This window comes from Streptosporangium sp. NPDC004379 (genome assembly GCF_042873875.1).
Taxonomy (GTDB): Bacteria; Actinomycetota; Actinomycetes; order Streptosporangiales; family Streptosporangiaceae; genus Streptosporangium.
Genome location: NZ_JBIAMC010000010.1, coordinates 238,243 through 257,478, shown reverse-complemented (window position 1 = coordinate 257,478; position 19,236 = coordinate 238,243). Strand labels below are relative to the sequence as shown.

The 19,236-nt window shown below is 71.7% G+C and carries 19 protein-coding genes; 7 read left to right on the top strand and 12 right to left on the bottom strand.

What is annotated here, in order from left to right; genetic code table 11:
• Positions 1–57 precede the first annotated feature (57 nt).
• Positions 58–864: an ATP-binding cassette domain-containing protein gene (locus ACFYSC_RS23045; protein ID WP_389965074.1), complete on the top strand. Its 807-nt coding sequence runs from the start codon at positions 58–60 to the stop codon at positions 862–864.
• A 34-nt stretch (positions 865–898) separates the two neighbouring features.
• On the top strand, positions 899–1,570 hold the full coding sequence (locus ACFYSC_RS23040) for a hypothetical protein (protein ID WP_389965071.1): 672 nt from the start codon (positions 899–901) through the stop codon (positions 1,568–1,570).
• A 15-nt stretch (positions 1,571–1,585) separates the two neighbouring features.
• On the opposite strand, the gene ACFYSC_RS23035 is transcribed toward ACFYSC_RS23040, so the two are convergent.
• Positions 1,586–2,119, bottom strand: a complete 534-nt coding sequence (locus tag ACFYSC_RS23035; protein WP_389965068.1) for an ATP-binding protein — start codon at positions 2,117–2,119, stop codon at positions 1,586–1,588.
• Positions 2,120–2,438: 319 nt separating this feature from the next.
• On the opposite strand from ACFYSC_RS23035, the gene ACFYSC_RS23030 reads away from it, so the two are divergent.
• Positions 2,439–4,478: an endo-1,3-alpha-glucanase family glycosylhydrolase gene (locus ACFYSC_RS23030; protein ID WP_389965065.1), complete on the top strand. Its 2,040-nt coding sequence runs from the start codon at positions 2,439–2,441 to the stop codon at positions 4,476–4,478.
• Between the two features lie 109 nt (positions 4,479–4,587).
• Here the strand turns inward: ACFYSC_RS23030 and rlmN are convergent, their stop codons facing one another.
• A complete protein-coding gene (gene rlmN, locus ACFYSC_RS23025; protein ID WP_389965062.1) occupies positions 4,588–5,709 on the bottom strand; it encodes a 23S rRNA (adenine(2503)-C(2))-methyltransferase RlmN in 1,122 nt (373 codons plus the stop codon).
• A gap of 64 nt (positions 5,710–5,773) precedes the next feature.
• On the opposite strand from rlmN, the gene ACFYSC_RS23020 reads away from it, so the two are divergent.
• Positions 5,774–6,856, top strand: coding sequence for a suppressor of fused domain protein (locus tag ACFYSC_RS23020; RefSeq protein WP_389965058.1), 1,083 nt, complete (start codon positions 5,774–5,776; stop codon positions 6,854–6,856).
• Positions 6,857–6,890: 34 nt separating this feature from the next.
• Here ACFYSC_RS23020 and ACFYSC_RS23015 read toward each other — a convergent pair whose 3' ends face one another.
• The 6 genes from ACFYSC_RS23015 to ACFYSC_RS22990 all read right to left on the bottom strand — a co-directional run bounded on the left by ACFYSC_RS23015 (position 6,891) and on the right by ACFYSC_RS22990 (position 12,242).
• On the bottom strand, positions 6,891–7,715 hold the full coding sequence (locus ACFYSC_RS23015) for a phosphatidate cytidylyltransferase (RefSeq protein WP_389965055.1): 825 nt from the start codon (positions 7,713–7,715) through the stop codon (positions 6,891–6,893).
• A 68-nt stretch (positions 7,716–7,783) separates the two neighbouring features.
• Positions 7,784–8,341, bottom strand: a complete 558-nt coding sequence (gene frr / locus ACFYSC_RS23010) for a ribosome recycling factor (protein WP_389965053.1) — start codon at positions 8,339–8,341, stop codon at positions 7,784–7,786.
• Between the two features lie 182 nt (positions 8,342–8,523).
• Complete coding sequence (pyrH, locus tag ACFYSC_RS23005) at positions 8,524–9,222, bottom strand: UMP kinase (protein WP_218911649.1); 699 nt, start codon at positions 9,220–9,222, stop codon at positions 8,524–8,526.
• Between the two features lie 123 nt (positions 9,223–9,345).
• The gene (gene tsf / locus ACFYSC_RS23000) at positions 9,346–10,179 is read right to left on the bottom strand and encodes a translation elongation factor Ts (RefSeq protein WP_362930757.1); all 834 of its coding nucleotides are present in this window, start codon (positions 10,177–10,179) and stop codon (positions 9,346–9,348) included.
• 113 nt (positions 10,180–10,292) lie between these two features.
• Positions 10,293–11,234, bottom strand: coding sequence for a 30S ribosomal protein S2 (gene rpsB, locus ACFYSC_RS22995; RefSeq protein WP_389965048.1), 942 nt, complete (start codon positions 11,232–11,234; stop codon positions 10,293–10,295).
• Positions 11,235–11,612: 378 nt separating this feature from the next.
• Positions 11,613–12,242, bottom strand: coding sequence for an ArsR/SmtB family transcription factor (locus ACFYSC_RS22990; protein WP_389965045.1), 630 nt, complete (start codon positions 12,240–12,242; stop codon positions 11,613–11,615).
• Positions 12,243–12,309: 67 nt separating this feature from the next.
• On the opposite strand from ACFYSC_RS22990, the gene ACFYSC_RS22985 reads away from it, so the two are divergent.
• Both ACFYSC_RS22985 and ACFYSC_RS22980 read left to right on the top strand, forming a co-directional pair.
• Entirely contained in the window at positions 12,310–13,587 is a 1,278-nt protein-coding gene (locus tag ACFYSC_RS22985) for an MFS transporter (protein ID WP_389965042.1), read from the top strand.
• A gap of 242 nt (positions 13,588–13,829) precedes the next feature.
• The gene (locus tag ACFYSC_RS22980) at positions 13,830–14,483 is read left to right on the top strand and encodes a murein hydrolase activator EnvC family protein (RefSeq protein ID WP_389965039.1); all 654 of its coding nucleotides are present in this window, start codon (positions 13,830–13,832) and stop codon (positions 14,481–14,483) included.
• 44 nt (positions 14,484–14,527) lie between these two features.
• On the opposite strand, the gene ACFYSC_RS22975 is transcribed toward ACFYSC_RS22980, so the two are convergent.
• Complete coding sequence (locus ACFYSC_RS22975; protein WP_362930747.1) at positions 14,528–15,082, bottom strand: GNAT family protein; 555 nt, start codon at positions 15,080–15,082, stop codon at positions 14,528–14,530.
• A 154-nt stretch (positions 15,083–15,236) separates the two neighbouring features.
• A complete protein-coding gene (locus ACFYSC_RS22970) occupies positions 15,237–15,608 on the bottom strand; it encodes a cupin domain-containing protein (protein ID WP_389965036.1) in 372 nt (123 codons plus the stop codon).
• A 99-nt stretch (positions 15,609–15,707) separates the two neighbouring features.
• On the opposite strand from ACFYSC_RS22970, the gene ACFYSC_RS22965 reads away from it, so the two are divergent.
• Positions 15,708–16,130 carry a helix-turn-helix transcriptional regulator gene (locus ACFYSC_RS22965; RefSeq protein ID WP_389965033.1) on the top strand — a complete coding sequence of 141 codons (423 nt, stop codon included), beginning with the start codon at positions 15,708–15,710 and terminating at the stop codon, positions 16,128–16,130.
• Between the two features lie 230 nt (positions 16,131–16,360).
• On the opposite strand, the gene dprA is transcribed toward ACFYSC_RS22965, so the two are convergent.
• The gene (gene dprA / locus ACFYSC_RS22960; RefSeq protein ID WP_389965030.1) at positions 16,361–17,614 is read right to left on the bottom strand and encodes a DNA-processing protein DprA; all 1,254 of its coding nucleotides are present in this window, start codon (positions 17,612–17,614) and stop codon (positions 16,361–16,363) included.
• Entirely contained in the window at positions 17,611–19,233 is a 1,623-nt protein-coding gene (locus ACFYSC_RS22955) for a YifB family Mg chelatase-like AAA ATPase (RefSeq protein WP_389965027.1), read from the bottom strand. Before ACFYSC_RS22955 ends, dprA begins: the two co-directional genes overlap by 4 nt.
• Between the last annotated feature and the right edge of the window lie 3 nt (positions 19,234–19,236).

The window sequence follows — 19,236 nt, the reverse complement described above, 5'->3', positions numbered from 1 at the left end:
CGGGGCGGTTTCCGGCGGCCGGGGCGCGAAGAGCATGATCCCGGTAGGGTGCGGTCCATGCGGCTCTCCCAGGTGTCCTTCCGGTACTCCCGCCGCGGCCCCTGGATCCTCAGGGACGTCGAGCTCACGCTCCGCCCGGGGTCCGTCGTCGAGGTCACCGGCCGCAACGGCGCCGGCAAGTCCACCCTGCTGCGGCTGCTCGCCGGGTTCGTCCCGCCGGCCCGCGGCTCGGTCTCCGGCCGGCCCCGCGCCGTGGGCTACGCCCCCGACGTCTTCCCCACCGGCCAGCCCTTCACCGTCTCCGCCTACCTGGACCACATGACCCGCGTCAGGGGCGTCTCCCCCGCCGCGGCCGGCGACCTCGCGCGGCGGCTGAACGCCGTCCACCTGCTCGGCCTGCCGCTCGGCGACCTGTCCAAGGGCAGCGCGCAGAAGGTGGGGCTGATCCAGTCGCTGCTGGGCCCGCCGGACCTGCTGATCCTGGACGAGCCCTTCGCCGGGCTGGACGAGCAGACCCGCGCCGAACTCCCGGTCATCCTCGGTGAGATCGCCGCCCGCGGCGGCGCGGTCGTGGTCAGCGACCACCAGAACCAGCTCCGGGAGTTCCCCGGCGCCGACCACTGGCTCGTCGCCGACGGCGCGGTCACCGTCCGCTCCACCGGGCCGGGATCCGGGCGGCCGTCCGGGACGGACCCCGGGCCTGATCCCGGACCCAGGCGGGCGCGGGACGCCGGACGGGCGTCCGGGCAGGGGCCCGGCACGGGTGGCCGGGCGGTCATCGAGGTGCTGGTGGACCCCGGCGAGGCCGACGAGGTCGAGCAGAAGCTCCGCGCCGACGGCTACACCGTACGGCGGACCGCGTGACCCCCGAGAGCACGTCGTACGGCAGGAGGCACCGTTGACGCGTCTGATCCGGTTCAAGCTGAGCGCCTACGCCCGTTCCCACCGGCTGTTCCAGCCGGCGGTCGGGCTGCTCCTGATGCTGGTGATCTTCTACTCGACGCTGACGCCGCCCGGCAAGGAGCTGTCCTCCTACGCCGACTCGGCCGGCCTGCTGATCGTCGTCTTCGCCTGGGCCGCGCGCAGCCTGCTCGACACCGAACCGGCGGCGCAGCGGCTGGTCTCGATGACGGCGGCCGGCGGTCCCGGGCGGGAGATCGGCGCGGGACTGCTGGCCGCGTTCGCCGTCAACCTCGCGTTCGCGGCGATCGCGGTCGTCACGCCGCTGCTGCACGGCTTCGCCGCCACGCCCGCGCCCGGCGACGTGGCGCGCGGCGCCGTCCTGCACCTGCTCGGCCTGACCGCGGGCACGGCGCTGGGCGCGCTGACCAGTCAGCCGATCATGCCGTCCCCGGCCGCGTCGATGCTGACGCTGTTCGGCGGGTACGTGGCCCTGCTGCTGGTCAGCCTGACCCCGGTGGGCCGGTTCACGGTGCCGGTCATGCCGTGGATGCGCGCGGCCAACGACGGCGTCCTCGACACCGTCCTGCTCCCCGTCGCCGCCGCGGCGCTCCTCTGGTCCGCCGCCGGCCTCATCGCCTACACACGGCTCCGCCGCACCAGGCCGTAGATCCGCATCAGCCGATCATCGCCGGGGCGCCGCCACCTCCCAGAGAGCGCTCACCGGCATGGCCCGCATGCGCTCCCCGAAGGGAAGCGTCTGCGTCCCCGTATAGAGGACGATTCCCACCGCGAGGTCATCCCCCAGGCGGCCGGCGAGGTGGCGTAGCCCTCTGAAGTCGTCCGGCCGCACCGTCGATGACGCCTTCACCTCGATGCCGACCACGCGTCCCTGCCGGTTCTCCAGGACGGCGTCCACCTCCACCTTGTCCTTGGTGCGGTAGTGGAACAGCTCCACGCGCTCCTCGGACCAGGAGAGCTGCCGGGACAGCTCCATCAGCACGAAGCCCTCCAGGAGCGGCCCGAAGGCCCCTTCGGGCCGCAGCAGGCTCCGCGCGTCGGCGCCCAGCAGGTTCGCGGCGATCCCCGAGTCGACGAAGGCCACCTTGGGCGTTCCGACCGCACGACTGCTGAGGTTGCGCGACCAGGCGGGGACCCGCCTGATGGGGAAGGACCCTGCCGAGAGGGCTCCGTACAGCGCCGGCCATGGCTTCAGCATGGCACAACTCAAGGGTGGCTGAGAGGATGGCCGCCATATTCCTGAGAGGATGGTCGCTGGTCAGCTGACAGACCGGTCGCCTGTCCTCCGGCGGAACGGTCGTGGATCCGCCGATGATTCGGACGCGGTACGCCCGTTCGCGCCGCCCGGGCAGGCGGCTGTCCCGGCGGCGGGCGTACTCCCGAAAAATGTCCCGCTCCAATGGGATTAGTACCCCTATAAAGAATATAGAGGACGTTGAACAATAATATTCAATGTCCATTACCTCCTTTCGGCACGGGTGCGATGATCACGTTTCCGAGCACCCGCAGGAGGTTCCTTGTTCCCCCTCAGACGGGCGGCGCTGGCCGCCCTCATCACCGTGGTCTGCGCCGTCCCCCTGGGCGCCGCCCATGCGACCGCCCGGGCGGCCCCGGTGAACCTCGTGGTCCAGCCCGCCAAGGACGTCTTCATCAGCCAGGCGGCCCCCGCCACGACGTACGGCACCGCCGAATGGCTCTCCGTGTGCGCGAAGGCCTGCAGCGGCTCCACGGCCGGCGAGCGCAGGGCGCTCACCGGCTTCACCGTCTCCGGCATTCCGGAGAACGCCGCGAACGTCACCATGACCCTGCAGGTACGGGCGACCAGGACGACGGACACCACGGTCTCGGTGCACAAGGTCACCGGCTCCTGGTCGCAGACCGGCACATCATGGAACTCCCGTCCCACCTTCGGCACGGCGCTGAGCACGCACACCGGCTTCACCGCGGACGCCGTCGCCGACCTGGACGTCTCGGACGCCTACCTCGGCAACGGGACGTACTCCTTCGGCCTCACCGCGTCCAGCGGGCCGGTGGCGGTGCTGTACTCCACGCGCACCGCGGGCAAGGGGCCCCGCCTCAGGATCAGTTACACCCTCGCCACGGCCACCCCCTCCCCCACGCCGAGTGTGACTCCGAGTGCGACGCCGAGCGCCACCCCGACAGCCACCCCCACATCCGGCGGGAACCAGTGCCTGCCGTTCGACAAGCCGTCGGCCGCCGCGCTGCGTTCATACGACAAGAAGGTGTTCGCCTTCTACTTCCCGCCCTACCCGCTGTCGATCGACAACAAGGACCCGGCCAAGGACCAGTACGCCTCCTGGCTCGACCCCGCCGGTTCCAACGGGATGTACGCCGCGCAGGGCGGTCACTCCCGGGACAGGCCGCTCCCCCGGCCGGTGCGCTCGGGAGGCGGCTGGCGCCAGGCCGACTTCGAGGTCGAGGTACGGCAGGCCATCGCGATGGGACTCGACGGGTTCATCTACGAGCACCACACCTCGGCGACCGACCAGCGCTTCAACCACATCGCCGACCTGCTGGCGGCGGCCAAGGCCGTCGACCCCGGATTCCGGATCATGCTGAGCCCGGACTTCCCCACCACCAAGGACGCCTCGCCGGACAAGGTGATCTCCGACGTCCTTCTCGCCAAGGGGCACCCCTCGCTCTACCGCCTGCCCGACGGCACCGTCCCGCTCGCGCCGTTCTACCCCGAGCGGCAGTCACCCGCCTGGTGGGACGACCTGCGGGCGAAGCTGGCGACGCAGGGCATGAAGACCTCCCTCGTCCCGATCTTCCTGGACTGGAGCGGCAGCGGTAAGACCGAGTGGAACGACTCGGTGGCGGGTTACTCCTCGTGGGGCGTCCGCTGGGAGAGCTCGACCGACGGCTACCGCAAGGCGGGCATCGAGGCCGCCAGGCGCGGACGCTTCTACATGGCCCCGGCGGCCCTGGAGGATGTGCGCCCGCGTGACAAGAGGTACTGGGAACCGTCCAACAGCGGCACGCTGCGGCAGTCCTTCGTCAAGGCGATGGAGGGCGACGCGGACATCGTCTCCCTGACCACCTGGAACGACTACGCCGAATCCTGGCTCGCGCCCTCGGTGGAGCGGGGATACGCGCCGGCGGACGTGATCGCCTACTACACCACCTGGTTCAAGACCGGTAAGGCTCCGAGCGTCGTCCGTGACGCGCTGTACTACTTCCACCGCAGTCACCGCACCGACGCGCCGTTCGACAAGACCAAGCAGACCATCGGCCCCATCGCCATCCCGTACGGCGACGCGGCCACCGACGACGTCGAGCTGCTCGCCTTCGTCAGGTCGCCGGGCACCCTGGTGGTCAGGCAGGGCGAAGACGTGAAGACCAAGGAGGTGAGCTCGGCAGGCATGGTGTCGTTCAAGGTGCCGATGGTGCCGGGCACGACCCCCGTCTTCGAGCTCGTCCGGGACGGCAGGACCGTGCAGACGGTCACCAGCCGCACCCCGATCCGGAAGAGCGTCGTCTACCAGGATCTGATCAACCACGCGGGCGGCGGCCTGCCCTGCTCGCGGCCTCTCTGAGGATCCTCCGGATCCCGTCACCGGACCGGGAGGGGCGCATGCCGCGGCCCTCCCGGTCTCCGCGGCCGTCAGGGCCGGGACGTCTCCCGCCGCCGCCCGGACGGGTGGGCTACTCCGCGGCGGCGAGCTGGCCGCAGGCGCCGTCGATCTCGCGGCCCCGGGTGTCGCGGACGGTCACCGGGACGCCGTGGAACTGCAGGCGGCGGACGAAGGCGCGCTCGTCCTCGGGGCGCGAGGCCGTCCACTTCGAGCCGGGGGTGGGGTTGAGCGGGATCAGGTTGACGTGCACGAGCTTGTTGCGGACCAGCTTGCCGAGCAGGTCGGCCCGCCACTCCTGGTCGTTGACGTCCTTGATCAGCGCGTACTCGATGGAGACGCGGCGCTTGGTCCTGGCGGCGTACGCCCAGGCCGCGTCGAGGACCTCGGCGACCTTCCACCGGGTGTTGATCGGCACCAGGGTGTCGCGGAGCTCGTCGTCGGGGGCGTGCAGGGACAGCGCCAGCGTCACCGGCAGGCCCTCGTCGGCGAGCTTGCCGATCGCGGGGACCAGCCCGACGGTGGAGACGGTGACGCCGCGGGCGGAGATGCCCAGGCCGTTCGGAGCGGGCTCGACCATCCGGCGCACGGCGCCGATCACCGCCCTGTAGTTGGCCAGCGGCTCGCCCATCCCCATGAAGACCACGTTGCTGACCCGGCCGGGGCCGCCCGGGACCTCGCCCGCGGCCAGGGCCCGCGCCCCGGCGACGACCTGCTCGACGATCTCCGCGGTGCTCATGTTGCGGGTCAGGCCGGCCTGGCCGGTGGCGCAGAACGGGCAGTTCATGCCGCAGCCGGCCTGGGAGGATACGCACATGGTGGCGCGGTCGGGGTAGCGCATGAGGACCGACTCGACCAGCGCGCCGTCGAAGAGCCGCCACAGCGTCTTGCGGGTGGTGCCGCCGTCGGTCGTCATCTCCCGGACGGAGGTGAGCAGCGTCGGGAACAGCGCGGCGAACCTGTCACGCGCCGCGGCCGGCAGGTCGGTCATCAGACCCGGGTCGGCGGTGAGCCGCTCGAAGTAGTGCCGGGAGAGCTGGTCGGCCCGGAACGGCTTCTCGCCGAGCTCGGCGACGGCCGCGCGACGCTCGGCCATGGTCAGGTCGGCCAGGTGGCGCGCGGGCTTGGCCCTGCGGGGCGCCACGAAGGTGAGCTGGCCGGGTACGGGGGTCCCGGGCTGGCTGGCAGTCGACACGTCCAAAGCCTTCTCTCGACGGTTACTCGAAGCGACACTCGACTCTGATCTAAAGTCCGGAGATATGGCGACAATCCGGTCCGCAGGCGAGCGGGGAGACGGCATCGAGATCCTGCTCAGCGACACCGGCCCCTACGGAAGCCGCACCCTGGTGGTCGAACGCGACGAGACTTCCTCGGTAGCTTACCTGTGCGGTCCGAAGGGCGAGGTCCACGGAGCGGTGTGGCTGGCCAACCACGTCCCGGCCCCGGAGACCATCGACCTGGATCGGCTGGCCTCCGAACTCCCGCCGGTGGCCCCCCGGGCGAACACCCGGCACCCCGGCGGCAGACGACCCCTGGGCACCCTGCGGTCACTGTGGTTCGAGGAGGGCGACGGCGTCGCCCTGTACGAGAACGACGAGTTGCTGGCGGTCATTCCTGGCTGGGCCGACGTGAGCCGCGGCATGCCGGGATACTCCCGCGACGCGGTGGGCGAGTCACCGTTCGCCTGGTCCCTTGAGGACGCCATGGAGGCCCTGGCCCCGCGGCTGGCCAAGGCCGGCTCCTACTGGGAATGGCGCGACGGCGAGGGCTCCTGGGCGTCCTTCCAGCAGTTCGTGATGGGCCACCTGGACCGGGCGGTCGGCACCGCGGGGAGGTTCTGGGACGCCGGCGGCGGCCGGCTGCCCACGGTCGGCATCACCGAGCGGCCGCCGGAGCGGGGCCGGGAGCACACGATCCTGTCCACGGTGGGGATGAGCTGCCAGCGGATGCCCACCGTGGAGCAGTACATCGACCGCCCGGAGGCGTACGCCCGGGTGGAACTCGCCGTCGCGACCCGGGGCGACGCCCGGGAGGCCGCCCGGCTGTTCCTGTGGCTGGCGCAGTACCCATGGCACTCGGTCACCTGGCTGGGTCACGGGCACACGGCGAAGTGGTACCACCGGCCGGAGACGTTCCCCCTCGGCTCCGCCTACAACGGCGTCCTCATGCTGGCCGGACCACCGGGCCTGCCGGACCTGTCGGGCTTCACCTTCGGCGGCGACGCCGTACGGTGGCTCTGGCTGGTGCCGCTCACCGACGACGAGCTGCGCCTGGCCGCGGCGAGCGGCTACCGCGCGCTGCTGCCCCGGTTGACGGCCGACCGGATCACCCGGGTGGGCTGACCTCCCGGCCGCCCCTCGGGAGCGTCCGGGACGATCAGATCAGCAGGGTGAGCAGCGCCCAGACCGGGATGAGCGCGGCGAGAAGGGAATCGAGCCGGTCCATCAGGCCGCCGTGGCCGGGCAGCACGCTTCCCATGTCCTTGACGCCGAGGTCCCGCTTGATCACCGACTCGACGAGATCGCCGAGCGTGGCGAACACCACGACCACCGCGCCGATCAGGACGCCCTTCCAGATCTCGGCCTCCAGCAGCCAGGAGACCAGCCAGCCGCCCACCGCCATGCAGGCGACCGCCGAGCCGGCGAAACCCTCCCAGGTCTTCTTCGGGCTGATCAGCGGGGACATCCTGTGCTTGCCGAAGAGGATTCCCGCGGCGTATCCGCCGATGTCGCTCGCGACCGTGGTGGCGATGAAGGTGATCACCCGGTCCGGGCCGTCGACCGGATGACTGAGCAGCAGCGCCACGAACGCGACCAGGAACGACGGATAGACCGCGACCAGGACGGTGGCGGAGGTGTCACGGACGTACCCCTCGGTGCCCTGGAACATCCGCCAGATCATCAGTGTCAGGACCGTCGCCGCGAAGAGGCCGAGCATCCAGGCGGGGCCGCCGTAGTAGGCGCCGACGAGCATGGCGGTCATCCCGGCCAGCGACGGGATCAGCGGAACCCGGATGTCCCTCTCCGCGAACGACCTGACCAGTTCCGTCACGCCGACGCCCACCGCCGCGACCACCACGGCGAGGAAGAGCACCTTGACGAAATAGAGGGAGCCGATGACGGCCGCTCCCAGGCCGACGCCCACCGCGATGGCGGCGGGGAGATTCCGGCCGGTACGGCTACCGCCCGCCGCAGCTTCCAAGGGGTCCCACTTCCGTACACAAAATCCTTGTCCCGTACCGGAGATCCGGACGGGACAAGGATTACGAATCAGACTTCGAGCAGCTCGGTTTCCTTCTGCTTGAGCAGCTCGTCGATCTTAGCGACGTGCCTCTGGGTGAGGTCGTCGAGCTCCTTCTCCGCGCGACGCACCTCGTCCTCACCCGCCTCGCCGTCCTTGATCATCTTGTCGAGCGTCTCCTTGGCGTGGCGACGGACGTTGCGGATGGAGACCTTGGCCTGCTCCGCCTTGGTCCGGGCGACCTTCACGTACTCCTTGCGGCGCTCCTCCGACAGCTCGGGGAAGGCCACGCGGATGACCTGACCGTCGTTACCGGGGTTGACACCGAGGTCGGAGTTGCGAATCGCCTTCTCGATCGCGGCCATCGAGCTCTTGTCAAAGGGCTGGATGATGACCATGCGGGCCTCGGGGACATGGAACGAGGCCAGCTGCTGAATGGGAGTGGGCGTCCCGTAGTACTCAGCGGTGATCTTGTTGAACATCGACGGGGTGACACGGCCCGTACGGATGCCTGCGAGGTCGTCCCTCGCCACCGACACGGCCTTGTCCATCTTTTCCTCGGCTTCGAGGAGGGTATCGTCGATCACAGCGACTCCTTCTTCTCGGTCACTCACCATCCTCACTCACTTCGCGGGACACTCCTGCGTCGCGCACCGCTCCGCTCGCTCGTCAGGCTCGCTCCCCGCTCATGGGTCACTCACCATCCTCACTCACTTCGCGGGACACTCCTGCGTCGCGCACCGCTCCGCTCGCTCGTCAGGCTCGCTCCCTATTTCCCTGCCGGACTCACCAGCGTGCCGATCTTCTCACCACGCACCGCCCGCAGGATGTTGCCCTCACCCATGAGGTCGAAGACCACGATGGGCAGGCCGTTGTCCATGCAGAGGCTGATGGCCGTGGCGTCCATCACACCGAGGCCACGGGTCAGGACCTCACCATATTCGAGGTGGTCGAACCGTACGGCGTCGGGGTTCTTCCGGGGGTCGTCGTCGTAGACGCCGTCCACCTGGGTGCCCTTGAGCAGCGCCTCGGCACCGATCTCCAGCGCGCGCTGCGCGGCGCAGGTGTCGGTGGAGAAGAACGGCGAACCGAGCCCGGCTCCGAAGATGACCACGCGCCCCTTCTCCAGGTGGCGGATGGCGCGACGGGGCAGGAAGGGCTCGGCGACCTGCTGCATGGTGATCGCCGTCTGGACACGGGTGTCGATGCCCCGCTTCTCCAGGAAGTCCTGGAGGGCCAGACAGTTGATCACCGTGCCGAGCATGCCCATGTAGTCGGCCCGGGCGCGGTCCATGCCGCGCTCGGACAGGGCCGCGCCGCGGAACATGTTGCCGCCGCCGACCACGACCGCGACCTGCACGCCCTTACGGACGGCCTCCGCGATCGAGTCGGCCAGGTGGCCGACGACCCCGGGGTCGATGCCCAGCGGCTCTCCGCCGGCGAACGCCTCACCCGACAGCTTCAGCATGACCCGCTTCCAGCGGAGCGGACCTGAATACGAAGAAACCGCCGACGTAGCGGATTCTGAGTTCTCCTGCACGACGGCGGCCTCCTCGTTGTAGTGCTGTGGCTGAGAGAAGCTGGGTTAAGACTAAGCCTGTCCGACCTTGAAGCGGACGAAGGCCTCGACCTTGACACCGTTCTCGTCGGCGTACTTGCCGATGGACTTCTTGTTGTCCTTGACGAACGCCTGCTGCAGCAGGGTGAAGTCACGGAACCAGCCGTTGATGCGACCGTCGACGATCTTGCCGATGGCGGCCTCGGGCTTGCCCTCCTCGCGGGTCATCTCCTCGAAGAGCGCGCGCTCCTTCTCGATGACGTCGGCGGGGACGGCGTCCGCGTTGAGGTACTTCGGAGCCATCGCGGCGGCGTGCTGGGCGATGTCCTTGGCGACCTCGGCGTTCGGGGCGTCGAGCTGCACGAGCACGCCGACCGCCGGCGGGAGCTGCGGGTCGGTCTTGTGCATGTAGGCGCCGACGTAGCCGCCCTCCAGAACCGCGAAGCGGCGGATCTCGATCTTCTCACCCAGCGCGGCGTTGGCCTCGTCGAGGTGGGTCTTGACGGTCTTGCCGTCGAACTCCGACTCCAGCAGGGCCGGGACGTCGGCCGGGCGGGACGCCAGGATGTGCTCGACGACCTGGGCGGCCAGCTCCTGGAAGCGCTCGCCCTTGGCCACGAAGTCGGTCTCGCAGTTGAGCTCCAGCAGCGCGGCGGCCGAGTCGCCGTCCTGCTTCAGGGCGACCAGGCCGTTGGAGGCGGTGCGGGCCTCGCGCTTGCCGACGTCCTTGGCGCCCTTGAGGCGCAGGATCTCGATGGCGCGGTCGAAGTCGCCCGCGGACTCCTCCAGAGCCTTCTTGCAGTCCATCATGCCGGCGGCGGTCAGCTCGCGAAGCCGCTTGACGTCGGCCATGTTCACGGAAGCCATTGTCTTTTCCTCGTCGGAATCGTCGTGGACCGGGTGGGCACACCCCCTGAAGGAGGCGCGCCCACCCGAAAAGAGCCTTGCGGGTTCGTACGGCGAACCGTACGAGATGAGAACTAGGCCTTCTCGCCCTCGGCGCCGTCCTCGGCGGCCGGAGCCTCGGCGGCGTCGGCGGCCGGAGCCTCAGCCTCGGCAGCCGGGGCCTCGGCGGCGTCGGCGTCGGCCTCGGCGGCCGGGGCCTCAGCCGGGGCGGCCTCGGCCTTGGCCTCGTTCTCACCGCCGGCGAGCAGCTCCTGCTCCCACTCGGCGAGCGGCTCGGCGCCACCGGCGACGGCCGGCTTGTCGTCACCGCGGTTGGCGCCGGCGCGGGCCATGAGACCGGCGGCGACGGCGTCGGCCACGACCCGGGTCAGCAGGTCGACGGCGCGGATGGCGTCGTCGTTACCCGGGATCGGGTAGTCGACCTCGTCCGGGTCGCAGTTGGTGTCGAGGATCGCGACGACCGGGATGTTGAGCTTGCGGGCCTCGCTGATCCCGATGTGCTCCTTCTTGGTGTCGACGACCCACACCGCGCTCGGAACGCGGGCCATGTCGCGGATACCGCCGAGGGTGCGCTCGAGCTTCTCCTTCTCACGGCGACGCATGAGGAGCTCCTTCTTGGTGAGCCCCGAGGCGGCGACGTTGTCGAAGTCGAGCTCCTCGAGCTCCTTCAGACGCTGGAGCCTCTTGTGCACGGTGGAGAAGTTGGTGAGCATGCCGCCCAGCCAGCGCTGGTTGACGTACGGCATGCCGACGCGGGCCGCCTGCTCGGCGATGGCCTCCTGCGCCTGCTTCTTCGTGCCGATGAACATGATCGTGCCGCCGTGGGCGACGGTCTCCTTGACGAAGTCGTAGGCCCTGTCGATGTAGGACAGCGACTTCTGGAGGTCGATGATGTAGATGCCGTTGCGCTCGGTGAAGATGAAGCGCTTCATCTTCGGGTTCCAGCGACGAGTCTGGTGGCCGAAGTGAACGCCGCTCTCGAGCAGCTGTCGCATGGTGACGACGGGGGTGGACATGTGATTGTCCTCCAGGTCGGGGCACCCATCGCTGGGCGCTGTTCTCGGTTGACGCGGCGGCCCTCGGCCACCGCCCTGATGTCCCGAACCGGCTCCAGCCGGGCTCTCACCCGGACCGGGGGAGACGGTTCTCAGCGGGACATGCGAAGTCGGCCCGCGTGGTGCAGGCCATCGAAAAGTGTACCCTCAGCCGGACCTCCGCCCGACCTCGGCGCGTCAGCCATCCTGACCGCCCACGGGGAACCGCCTCCCGGCAGGCGGGGGAACGGCCCCCGCCTGCGAGGGAGCCGCGCGAAGGGGACCGGGACGGGGCTCGGAGCCGGCGAACGGCCCCTTCCCGCGAGGGGACGGCCGCCGCGCCGGCGAGCGGGAAAGGGCCTACCCGTCGAGGGGGCCGGGATGCGTGCCCTCCTGCGGGAGCCCGTGCGGGCGCCGCTCGGCGCGGGGAAAGAGGTTCACCTGCGCCTCCGCGACCCGGGCGCCGGGCGGGACCTCCGCCCGGTCGCGCCTGTTGATCGAGTAGGGATCGAGCAACTCGTCGATCCGCCGGTGCAGTTCCCTGAGCTCCTCGGCGCTCACCAACAGGACGGTCCGGTAGAAGATCGACGCCTCCTGCCACTCGGCGGGCTCGCGGTCGAAGCTCGCCAGCGCGCGCGTCGCCTCGTCGGCGGCGTGATCGCGCACGGCCTTGATGAGCAGCTCCTTGGCCGCCCGCACCTCCGGCGGGTCGTCGGCCTCGGGACTGATGACCATGCCACCGGAGCTGTGCCGCCACATGCGCTCCCGGGCGTCGCCGCGTGCGGGCGCGTCCTCGGCGAAGCCGTACTTGGCGAGCATCCGCAGGTGGTAGCTGGCGGCGCTGGGCGTGACGCCGACGACCTCGGCCACCTCGGTCGCGGTGGCGGGCCCCTCGGCCTGCAGCCGGTTCAGGATCGCCAGCCGCGCGGGGTGGGCGAGCGCCCGCATCGCCACGGGGTCGGTGAGCTGCCTGCGCGCCTCCTGGGTCATGGGGAAACCGTACCCGCTCAGGTCTGAAGGGTTGCCTTCACATCTGTGAAGGATTACTTTCACAGATGTGAAGCATTCCCTTCAGACTGACGACGCCGTCTCCGGACCTCGCCCCGTCCCCCTTCGCCGGCAGCGCGACTACCGGCTGCTGCTCTCGGCGCGCGCCGTCTCCGAGACCGGCGCCGAGGTCTCCCGGCTGGCCGTACCACTGACCGCCGCCACCCTCCTCGGCGCCTCCCCCGCGCAGATGGGCGTGCTCGCCGCGGCCGGCTCCCTCCCCTACCTGCTGGCCGGGCTCCAGGCGGGCGCGCTGGCCGACCGGATGCGGCGGCACCGGCCCGTCATGATCGGCTGTGAGGTGACGGCGGCGGCGGCGACCGCCACGGTCCCGGTGGCCTGGCTCGCCGGATGGCTGACCGTGCCGTGGCTGATCGCCGTGACGTTCGCCGTCGGCCTCTGCTCGGTGCTCTTCCGGGCGTGCAGCTTCCCGCACGTCACCGCCGTGGTCGACGAGAGCCGGCGACCCCAGGCGCTGGCCGGCTTCCAGTCGGCGACCTCACTGGCGATCATCGGCGGCCCGAGCCTGTCCGGCCTGCTCGTCCAGATCGCCACCGCGCCGTTCGCCCTGCTCGTCGACGCGCTGTCCTTCCTCGCCTCGGCGTTCCTGATCCGCGGCATCCGGGCCCCGGAGAAGCACGTGCCCGCGGTCCCTCGCGGCATGTGGGCCGAGATCCGCGAGGGCCTGCGCGCCGTGACGGCGGACCCCGCGCTCCGCGCGCTCTGCGGCTCCGGGATGGCGATCAACTTCTTCGGCGGCGCGTACATGGCGATCTTCGTCCTCTACGCCGTCACCGTCCTCGACCTGCCCGCCGGGATGGTCGGCGCGGTCAGCGCGTGCTTCGGTGTGGGCGGCCTGCTCGGCGCCCTGGCCGCGGCGCGCCTCATCGGGCGGGTGGGCGAGAACCGCATCCTCCGCTACGCGATGCTGCTGTTCCCGCTCGACTACGTGGTGACGGCGCTCGCCTCCGGGCCGGTCTGGACCAGGTTCGCCGTCATGGCGGCCAGCGGGCTCGTCAGCGGCGCGGCGATCGTCGCCTTCGCCACCTCCATGGGGGCCATCACCCTCCGGGAGGCGCCCGCCGAACTGCGGGGCCGGGTCAACGCCACGATGACCTTCGGGATCCACGGCGTCGTCGCCGCGGGCGGCCTGGCGGGCGGCGTGGCCGGCGAGCTGTTCGGCCTGCGTTCGGTGCTGTGGTGCGGCGCGGCGGGCATCGTGCTCCTCGCCATCCCGCTGGTCTGGCTCTCCCCGCTGCGCCACTCCCCCGCGCCGCTTTCCCGATGATCCCCGATGAGACGTGCCGTCCGGGACCGCTTCGGACCGCTTCCCCGGTGAGATGGGCCGCCCATGACGTCGCGCCGCCTCCCCGAGGACGCGTGCCGTCCGGAACCGCTTCCCCGGCGACACGTGCCGCCCGGGACATCGCGCCTCCCCGAGGACGCGTGCCGTCCGGGAGCGCACGCCGGTCGTCCACAGAACCGTGTTCGGCCCGGCCCCGCCCTCGCGGTGATCCCCATCCTGGGCGGATGAGCTCCTTCCGCGTCTTCGGGACACATCTCCTGCTGCCGGCGCTGCTGCTCACCTCGCCGGGAGCCGCAGGTCCTCCAGCCCCGGACCAGGGCGATCGGACGACCCGCCTGGAAGCCTCCGCCTCCCGGCCCGATTCCCGCCGGCCCTCCCCTCACCCGGAAGCCGCGTCCTCGCCCCGCCCGGAGACGACGTCCTCGCCCCGGCCCCGGAACGTCGAGCCCTCTCCCCGGTGGGGCCGGCCGCTCGCCGGACGGCTCCGTGTGCTCCGGGAGTTCGCGCCCCCGGCGCGGCCCTGGCTGGCCGGGCACCGGGGAACCGACCTCGCCGCACCACCCGGCACGGAGGTCCGCTCCGCGGGCGCCGGCACGGTCGGCTACGCGGGGCCGCTCGCCGGACGGAGCGTGGTCACCGTTCTCCACGACGGCGGTCTGCGGACGACCTATCTCCCCGTCACCCCCTCGGTACGGCGCGGACAGACCGTGGAGCGGGACCAGGTGATCGGCACCCTCCAGGACATCCCCGGTCACTGCCCCGCCGGTTGCCTGCACTGGGGGCTGCTCCGCGACCGGCTGTACCTCGACCCGCTGCTCCTGCTGGGCCGGGGACGGGTACGGCTGCTGCCGGTCCGGCCCACGCGCCGGGATCGGTGACCCCGCCGCGCCCGGCCGCGCACCCCCACCCGACGATCACGGCCTCAGGGGCTCAGGGGCTTCGGAGACCCGAGACGTTCCCATTCGGCACGGGTCAGCGCGTACATCCGGGCGGGCTCGCCGTACCGGTCGATGACATCCCCGTGAGGGCTCATTCCGAGCTTGGCCATGATGCGTTCGGAGGCGGTGTTGTCGCGGTGGAAGCAGGCGACGATCGACCTCGCCCCCACCCGGCTGAACGCCTCGTCCCGGACCGACGCCGCCGCCTCGGTGGCGATGCCGTGTCCCCACTCCGCCGGGTCCACCCACCAGCCGATCTCGAAGACAGGCGTCTCGAATCCGGTGGCCCGGGACTCGCCCAGGGAGACGAGGCCGAGAAACCTCCCGTCGTCCGCGCTCGTGACGGCACGCATCCCGAACCCATGCGTCGCCCACTGTCCGAGGGCCGACTCGTGCCGTTCGCCGGCGTACCGCCCGTCCCACGGCCCGCTGCCGACGAACCTCATAACCCGCTCGTCGGCGGACAGCCGGACGAGATCGTCCAGGAAACGGTGCTCCCAGGGGACGAGCACCAGACGGGCGGTGATCAGATTCCGCATCGGCTCACGACCTTTCGTCACGGAGAACGACGGAACCCTCGCACACCCGGGCACCCGGATGCTCCGGCGCCGGACGGTCCCCGGGTCGCCGGAGCACGGGCGGACCCGGAAACGCACAGGCCGGTTCCAGGCGGGTGACGGAGTACGGCGCCCGCTAATCGAGGGATTCGGCGACCCTGGTCATCGGGCCTCCCGCGTCACCGGTGTTGAGTGTGCCCGCCGGTTCCACCAGCAGGATGGCCGTCTCCTCCCCCGCCACAGGGCAGTGCTCGACACCGCGGGGCACCACGTAAAGCTCGCCAGGGCCGAGGGCGACGTCCCCCTCCCTGAGCCGGATGGTGAGTCGGCCGCTGACGACCAGGAACAGCTCGTCGGTCTCCGGGTGGGTGTGCCAGACGAACTCTCCCTTCAGCTTGGCGAGCTTGATCTCGTAGTCGTTGAGGCCGGCGATCGTCTTCTGCGTCCACAGCTCGTCGAACCGGGAGAGCCTGTGCGCGATGTTGACGGGGCTCAGGGAAACGGACATCCGATGGCGCCTTTCTGCCGTGGACCGCCCGGACAGGGGCGGTGACCGATACGGCAAGCCTGGCCCGCTGAGGCCCCGCGCGTCTTGTACGTTCCTGGCATGACCTCCCACCGTCCGCCGGCAGCGGTCACCGCCTGGGAACCGTCGGTCCCGGGCATCGCCGAGGTCTTCCACGCGCACTTCACCGACCACGCCTATCCGGCCCACGTTCACGACACGTGGGACCTGATGATCCTCGACGACGGCGCGGTCGACTTCGGGCTGGACCGTCAGCAGACGTACGGCCTGCCACCGCACGCCTATCTCACGGGCCGACGCATCGAGCGGGCGCGCCGGCTCCTGCTGAACGGCCAACGGCCGGCCGAGGTGGCCACGAGTGTGGGATTCCATGACCAGGCGCACCTGAACCGGCATTTCGTCCGGCACGTCGGAACCACGCCCGCTCGCTATGTGACCGGCGAAGGTCCTTCGGCCCCGCACGGAGGCGGCCGGCGGACGCGCTTGCCGTCGTGCTCTCCATAGGACGGGCATCCGCCCGCGCGGGGACGGCCGTCGGCCTTCGTGAGCTGAGCCACCACCCCGAACAGGCCCGCGGGAATTGGGGCGACCTCGTCGACGCCCGCGAAGTCGACCTGCGGGATGCCGCGGCCGTCACCGAGGCGACCCGCGACATCGACGCGCTGCTGCCACGGACGCTCCCGGCGTATGACGGGCGCCGGGCCTGTCCGAATCCCGGTCACCGCCTCACCGCCTCACCGCCCGGAAGGGCTCCGCGGCCCCTCCGGGCGCAGGCGCCAGCCCCGGGTGACCCGCTCGATGTAGCCGGCCGCGGCCAGGCCGCCGAGGCAGGACAGCGCGGTGTCCATGCCGACGCCCGCCGTCACCGCTATCGCCGCGGGCCCGGCTCCGCCCCGGGCCGGCACGGCTTCCAGCACCCGCCGGGTCTCGGGCTCCAGCCCGTCACGCGGCAGCACCGGGCCGCACGGCTCACGGGCCAGGTCGGTCCCCATCATGCCGGTGAGCTCGACCGCCTCCTCGGGGGTGGTGACGCAGACTGCCGCCCCCTGCCGGATCAGCCGGTGGCATCCGGCCGACGTCTCCGACGTCACCGGCCCGGGCACCGCCCCGAGGACGCGGTTCAGTGACAGCGCGTGCCTCGCGGTGCTGAGCGCCCCGCTGCGCACGGCCGCCTCCACGACCACCGTGCCCCTGGACAGCGCTGCGATGAGCCGGTTACGGATCAGGAACCGTGGGCGGGTCGGATGGGAGCCCATGGGACACTCGCTCACCAGCACGCCGTGAGCGCGCACGGCGGCGAAGAGCTGGTGGTGCGCGCTGGGGTAGGCGACGTCGGCGCCGCAGGCGAGCACCGCTACGGTCGGCGCGTCTCCGGCGAGGGCCCCCCGATGGGCCGCGCCGTCGACGCCGTAGGCGCCTCCCGAGACGACGCTCCAGCCGCGCCCGCTCAGCCCGGCGCCGAACTCCGCCGCCACGTGCGCGCCGTACGGTGTGACGGCCCGCGAGCCCACGATCGCGACGGAACGCAGACAGGAGAATCGCAGGTCGGCGTCGCCGTGGAGCCAGAGGGCGTAGGGGCGGCTCCGCCCCAGGTCGTCGAGCTGGGTGGGCCATTCCGGGTCGCCGGGGATCACCAGCCGGGCCCCACTCCGCTCCCCCTCCGCCAGGTCCCGCCGGGGGTCGGCCGGTTCCAGCCGGGCCGACCAGGAGGCGAACGCGCGCCCGAGCCGGCCCGCGATCCGTTCCTCCCGCGACCCGCCCGTCCCGCTCCCACCGGCACCCCCGGCGGAGCCTCCGGCGTCATCGTCGTCACCACCGTCACCGCCGTCACCACCGGTCAGCAGACGGACGAGCGCCGGGTCCGGGTGGCCGGCGCGCACCCGCTCCACCGCTTCCTGCGCGCCCAGCGAAGCCACCAGCCCGCCCATCAGCGTGTCGCCGGGCTCCGCCAGCCGCATCAGTGTGACCCGCGCGAGCCTGTCGTTCACCGCTCCTCCCCCAGCCACAGACCGAGCGCGGCGTTGGTCTCGGCGACCTCGGGGCCGGCCTTCCCGGAGAGGTCGGCGAGCGTCCAGGCCAGCCGGAGCACCCGGTCCAGCCCCCGCGCGCTCAACGCGCCGCTGTCGAGGCAGGTGAGCAGCGGGGCCATCGCCTGCGACGCGGGACGGTAGACGGTGTGCAGCGCCCGGGCGGGGATCTCGGCGTTGCAACGCCAGGGCGTGCCCGCCAGGCGCCTGGCCGCGCGCTCGCGGGCGAGCAGCACCCGCTCGGCCACCACCCGGCTCGGTTCGGTGAACCGCCGGTCGGCGAGCAGTTCCCGCCGGGTCGAGGGATAGAGGGTGACCTTGACGTCGATACGGTCCAGCAGCGGGCCCGAGAGCCTGGCGAGATAGCGGCGGCGGGCCGCCGGGGAGCACCGGCACGGGTCGTCCGGCCGGGACGGGCGCGCGCACGGGCAGCGGTTGGCGGCCAGCACGAGCATGAACCGGGCCGGGAACGTGACCGTGCCCTGCGCCCTGGAGACCGTCACCCGGCCCGACTCGAGGGGCTGCCTGAGCGAGTCGAGGACGCTCGCGGGATATTCCGGGGCCTCGTCGAGGAACAACACGCCGCGATGGGCGATCGAGACGGCGCCCGGACGGACCGCCCCGCTTCCCCCGCCCACGATGGCCGCGACGGTCGCGGTGTGGTGGGGCGCGACGAAGGGCGGGCGGGTCAGCAACGGGCGGTCGGGAGGCAGGACGCCCGCCACGGAGTGGATGGCGGTCACCTCCAGCGCCTGGTCCCGCTCCAGGGGCGGCAGCAGGGTGGGCAGCCGCTCGGCGAGCATCGTCTTGCCGGTGCCCGGCGGGCCGAGCATCCAGAAGTTGTGCCCTCCTGCCGCGCAGATCTCCAACGCGCGGCGGGCGAAGGGCTGACCGGCGACGTCGGCCAGGTCGGGGGCGACGCCCCCCGGCCCGCCGGCCGTGTCGCCCATGTCGCCCGCGTCACCCATGTCACCTGCGTCGCCCATGTCACCCGCGTCACCTCTGCGGCCCCTGTCGCCCCCGGTGTCCTCCGCCTCGCCTGCGACGCCTCCCGGAGTCGGCGGCCCGTCACCGCGCAGGAGTTTCACCAGGTCGGAAAGGGCGGCGACCGGGACCACCGTCACATCCGGCACGAGAGACGCCTCGGCGACGTTGCGTGCGGGGACGACGACGGTGCGGGCCCCCGCCGCGACGGCCGCCAGGACGGCGGGCAGCACACCCCGCACCGGCCGCACCGAGCCGTCGAGGCCGAGCTCGCCGAGGAAGAACGGCTCGGCCACCTTGGCGGCCGGCACGACCCCCGCCGCCGCGAGCAGGGCGATCGCGATCGCGAGGTCGAACAGGCTCCCCCGCTTGGGCAGGCTGGCGGGGAACAGGCTGACGGTGATCCGCGTGTCGGGCCAGGGGTGGCGGCTGTTGACCACGGCGGAGCGGACGCGGTCACGCGCCTCGCTCAGCGCGGTGTCCAGCATGCCGATCAGGTGCAGCCCCGACACGCCGGCTCCGACGTCGGCCTCGACGTCGACGGGATGGCCGCTCACCCCGATCAGGGCGACGCAGCGGGTGCGCGCGACGGCCACTCA

Bases quoted from the DNA above. Each gene is read 5' to 3' on its own strand.
- ACFYSC_RS23045 (WP_389965074.1), top strand. From the start codon at position 58: ATGCGGCTCTCCCAGGTGTCCTTCCGGTACTCCCGCCGCGGCCCCTGG.
- ACFYSC_RS23035 (WP_389965068.1), bottom strand. From the start codon at position 2,119: ATGCTGAAGCCATGGCCGGCGCTGTACGGAGCCCTCTCGGCAGGGTCC.
- ACFYSC_RS23020 (WP_389965058.1), top strand. From the start codon at position 5,774: ATGGCGACAATCCGGTCCGCAGGCGAGCGGGGAGACGGCATCGAGATC.
- pyrH (WP_218911649.1), bottom strand. From the start codon at position 9,222: ATGCTGAAGCTGTCGGGTGAGGCGTTCGCCGGCGGAGAGCCGCTGGGC.
- tsf (WP_362930757.1), bottom strand. From the start codon at position 10,179: ATGGCTTCCGTGAACATGGCCGACGTCAAGCGGCTTCGCGAGCTGACC.
- rpsB (WP_389965048.1), bottom strand. From the start codon at position 11,234: ATGTCCACCCCCGTCGTCACCATGCGACAGCTGCTCGAGAGCGGCGTT.
- ACFYSC_RS22990 (WP_389965045.1), bottom strand. From the start codon at position 12,242: ATGACCCAGGAGGCGCGCAGGCAGCTCACCGACCCCGTGGCGATGCGG.
- ACFYSC_RS22980 (WP_389965039.1), top strand. From the start codon at position 13,830: ATGAGCTCCTTCCGCGTCTTCGGGACACATCTCCTGCTGCCGGCGCTG.
- ACFYSC_RS22975 (WP_362930747.1), bottom strand. From the start codon at position 15,082: ATGCGGAATCTGATCACCGCCCGTCTGGTGCTCGTCCCCTGGGAGCAC.
- ACFYSC_RS22970 (WP_389965036.1), bottom strand. From the start codon at position 15,608: ATGTCCGTTTCCCTGAGCCCCGTCAACATCGCGCACAGGCTCTCCCGG.
- ACFYSC_RS22965 (WP_389965033.1), top strand. From the start codon at position 15,708: ATGACCTCCCACCGTCCGCCGGCAGCGGTCACCGCCTGGGAACCGTCG.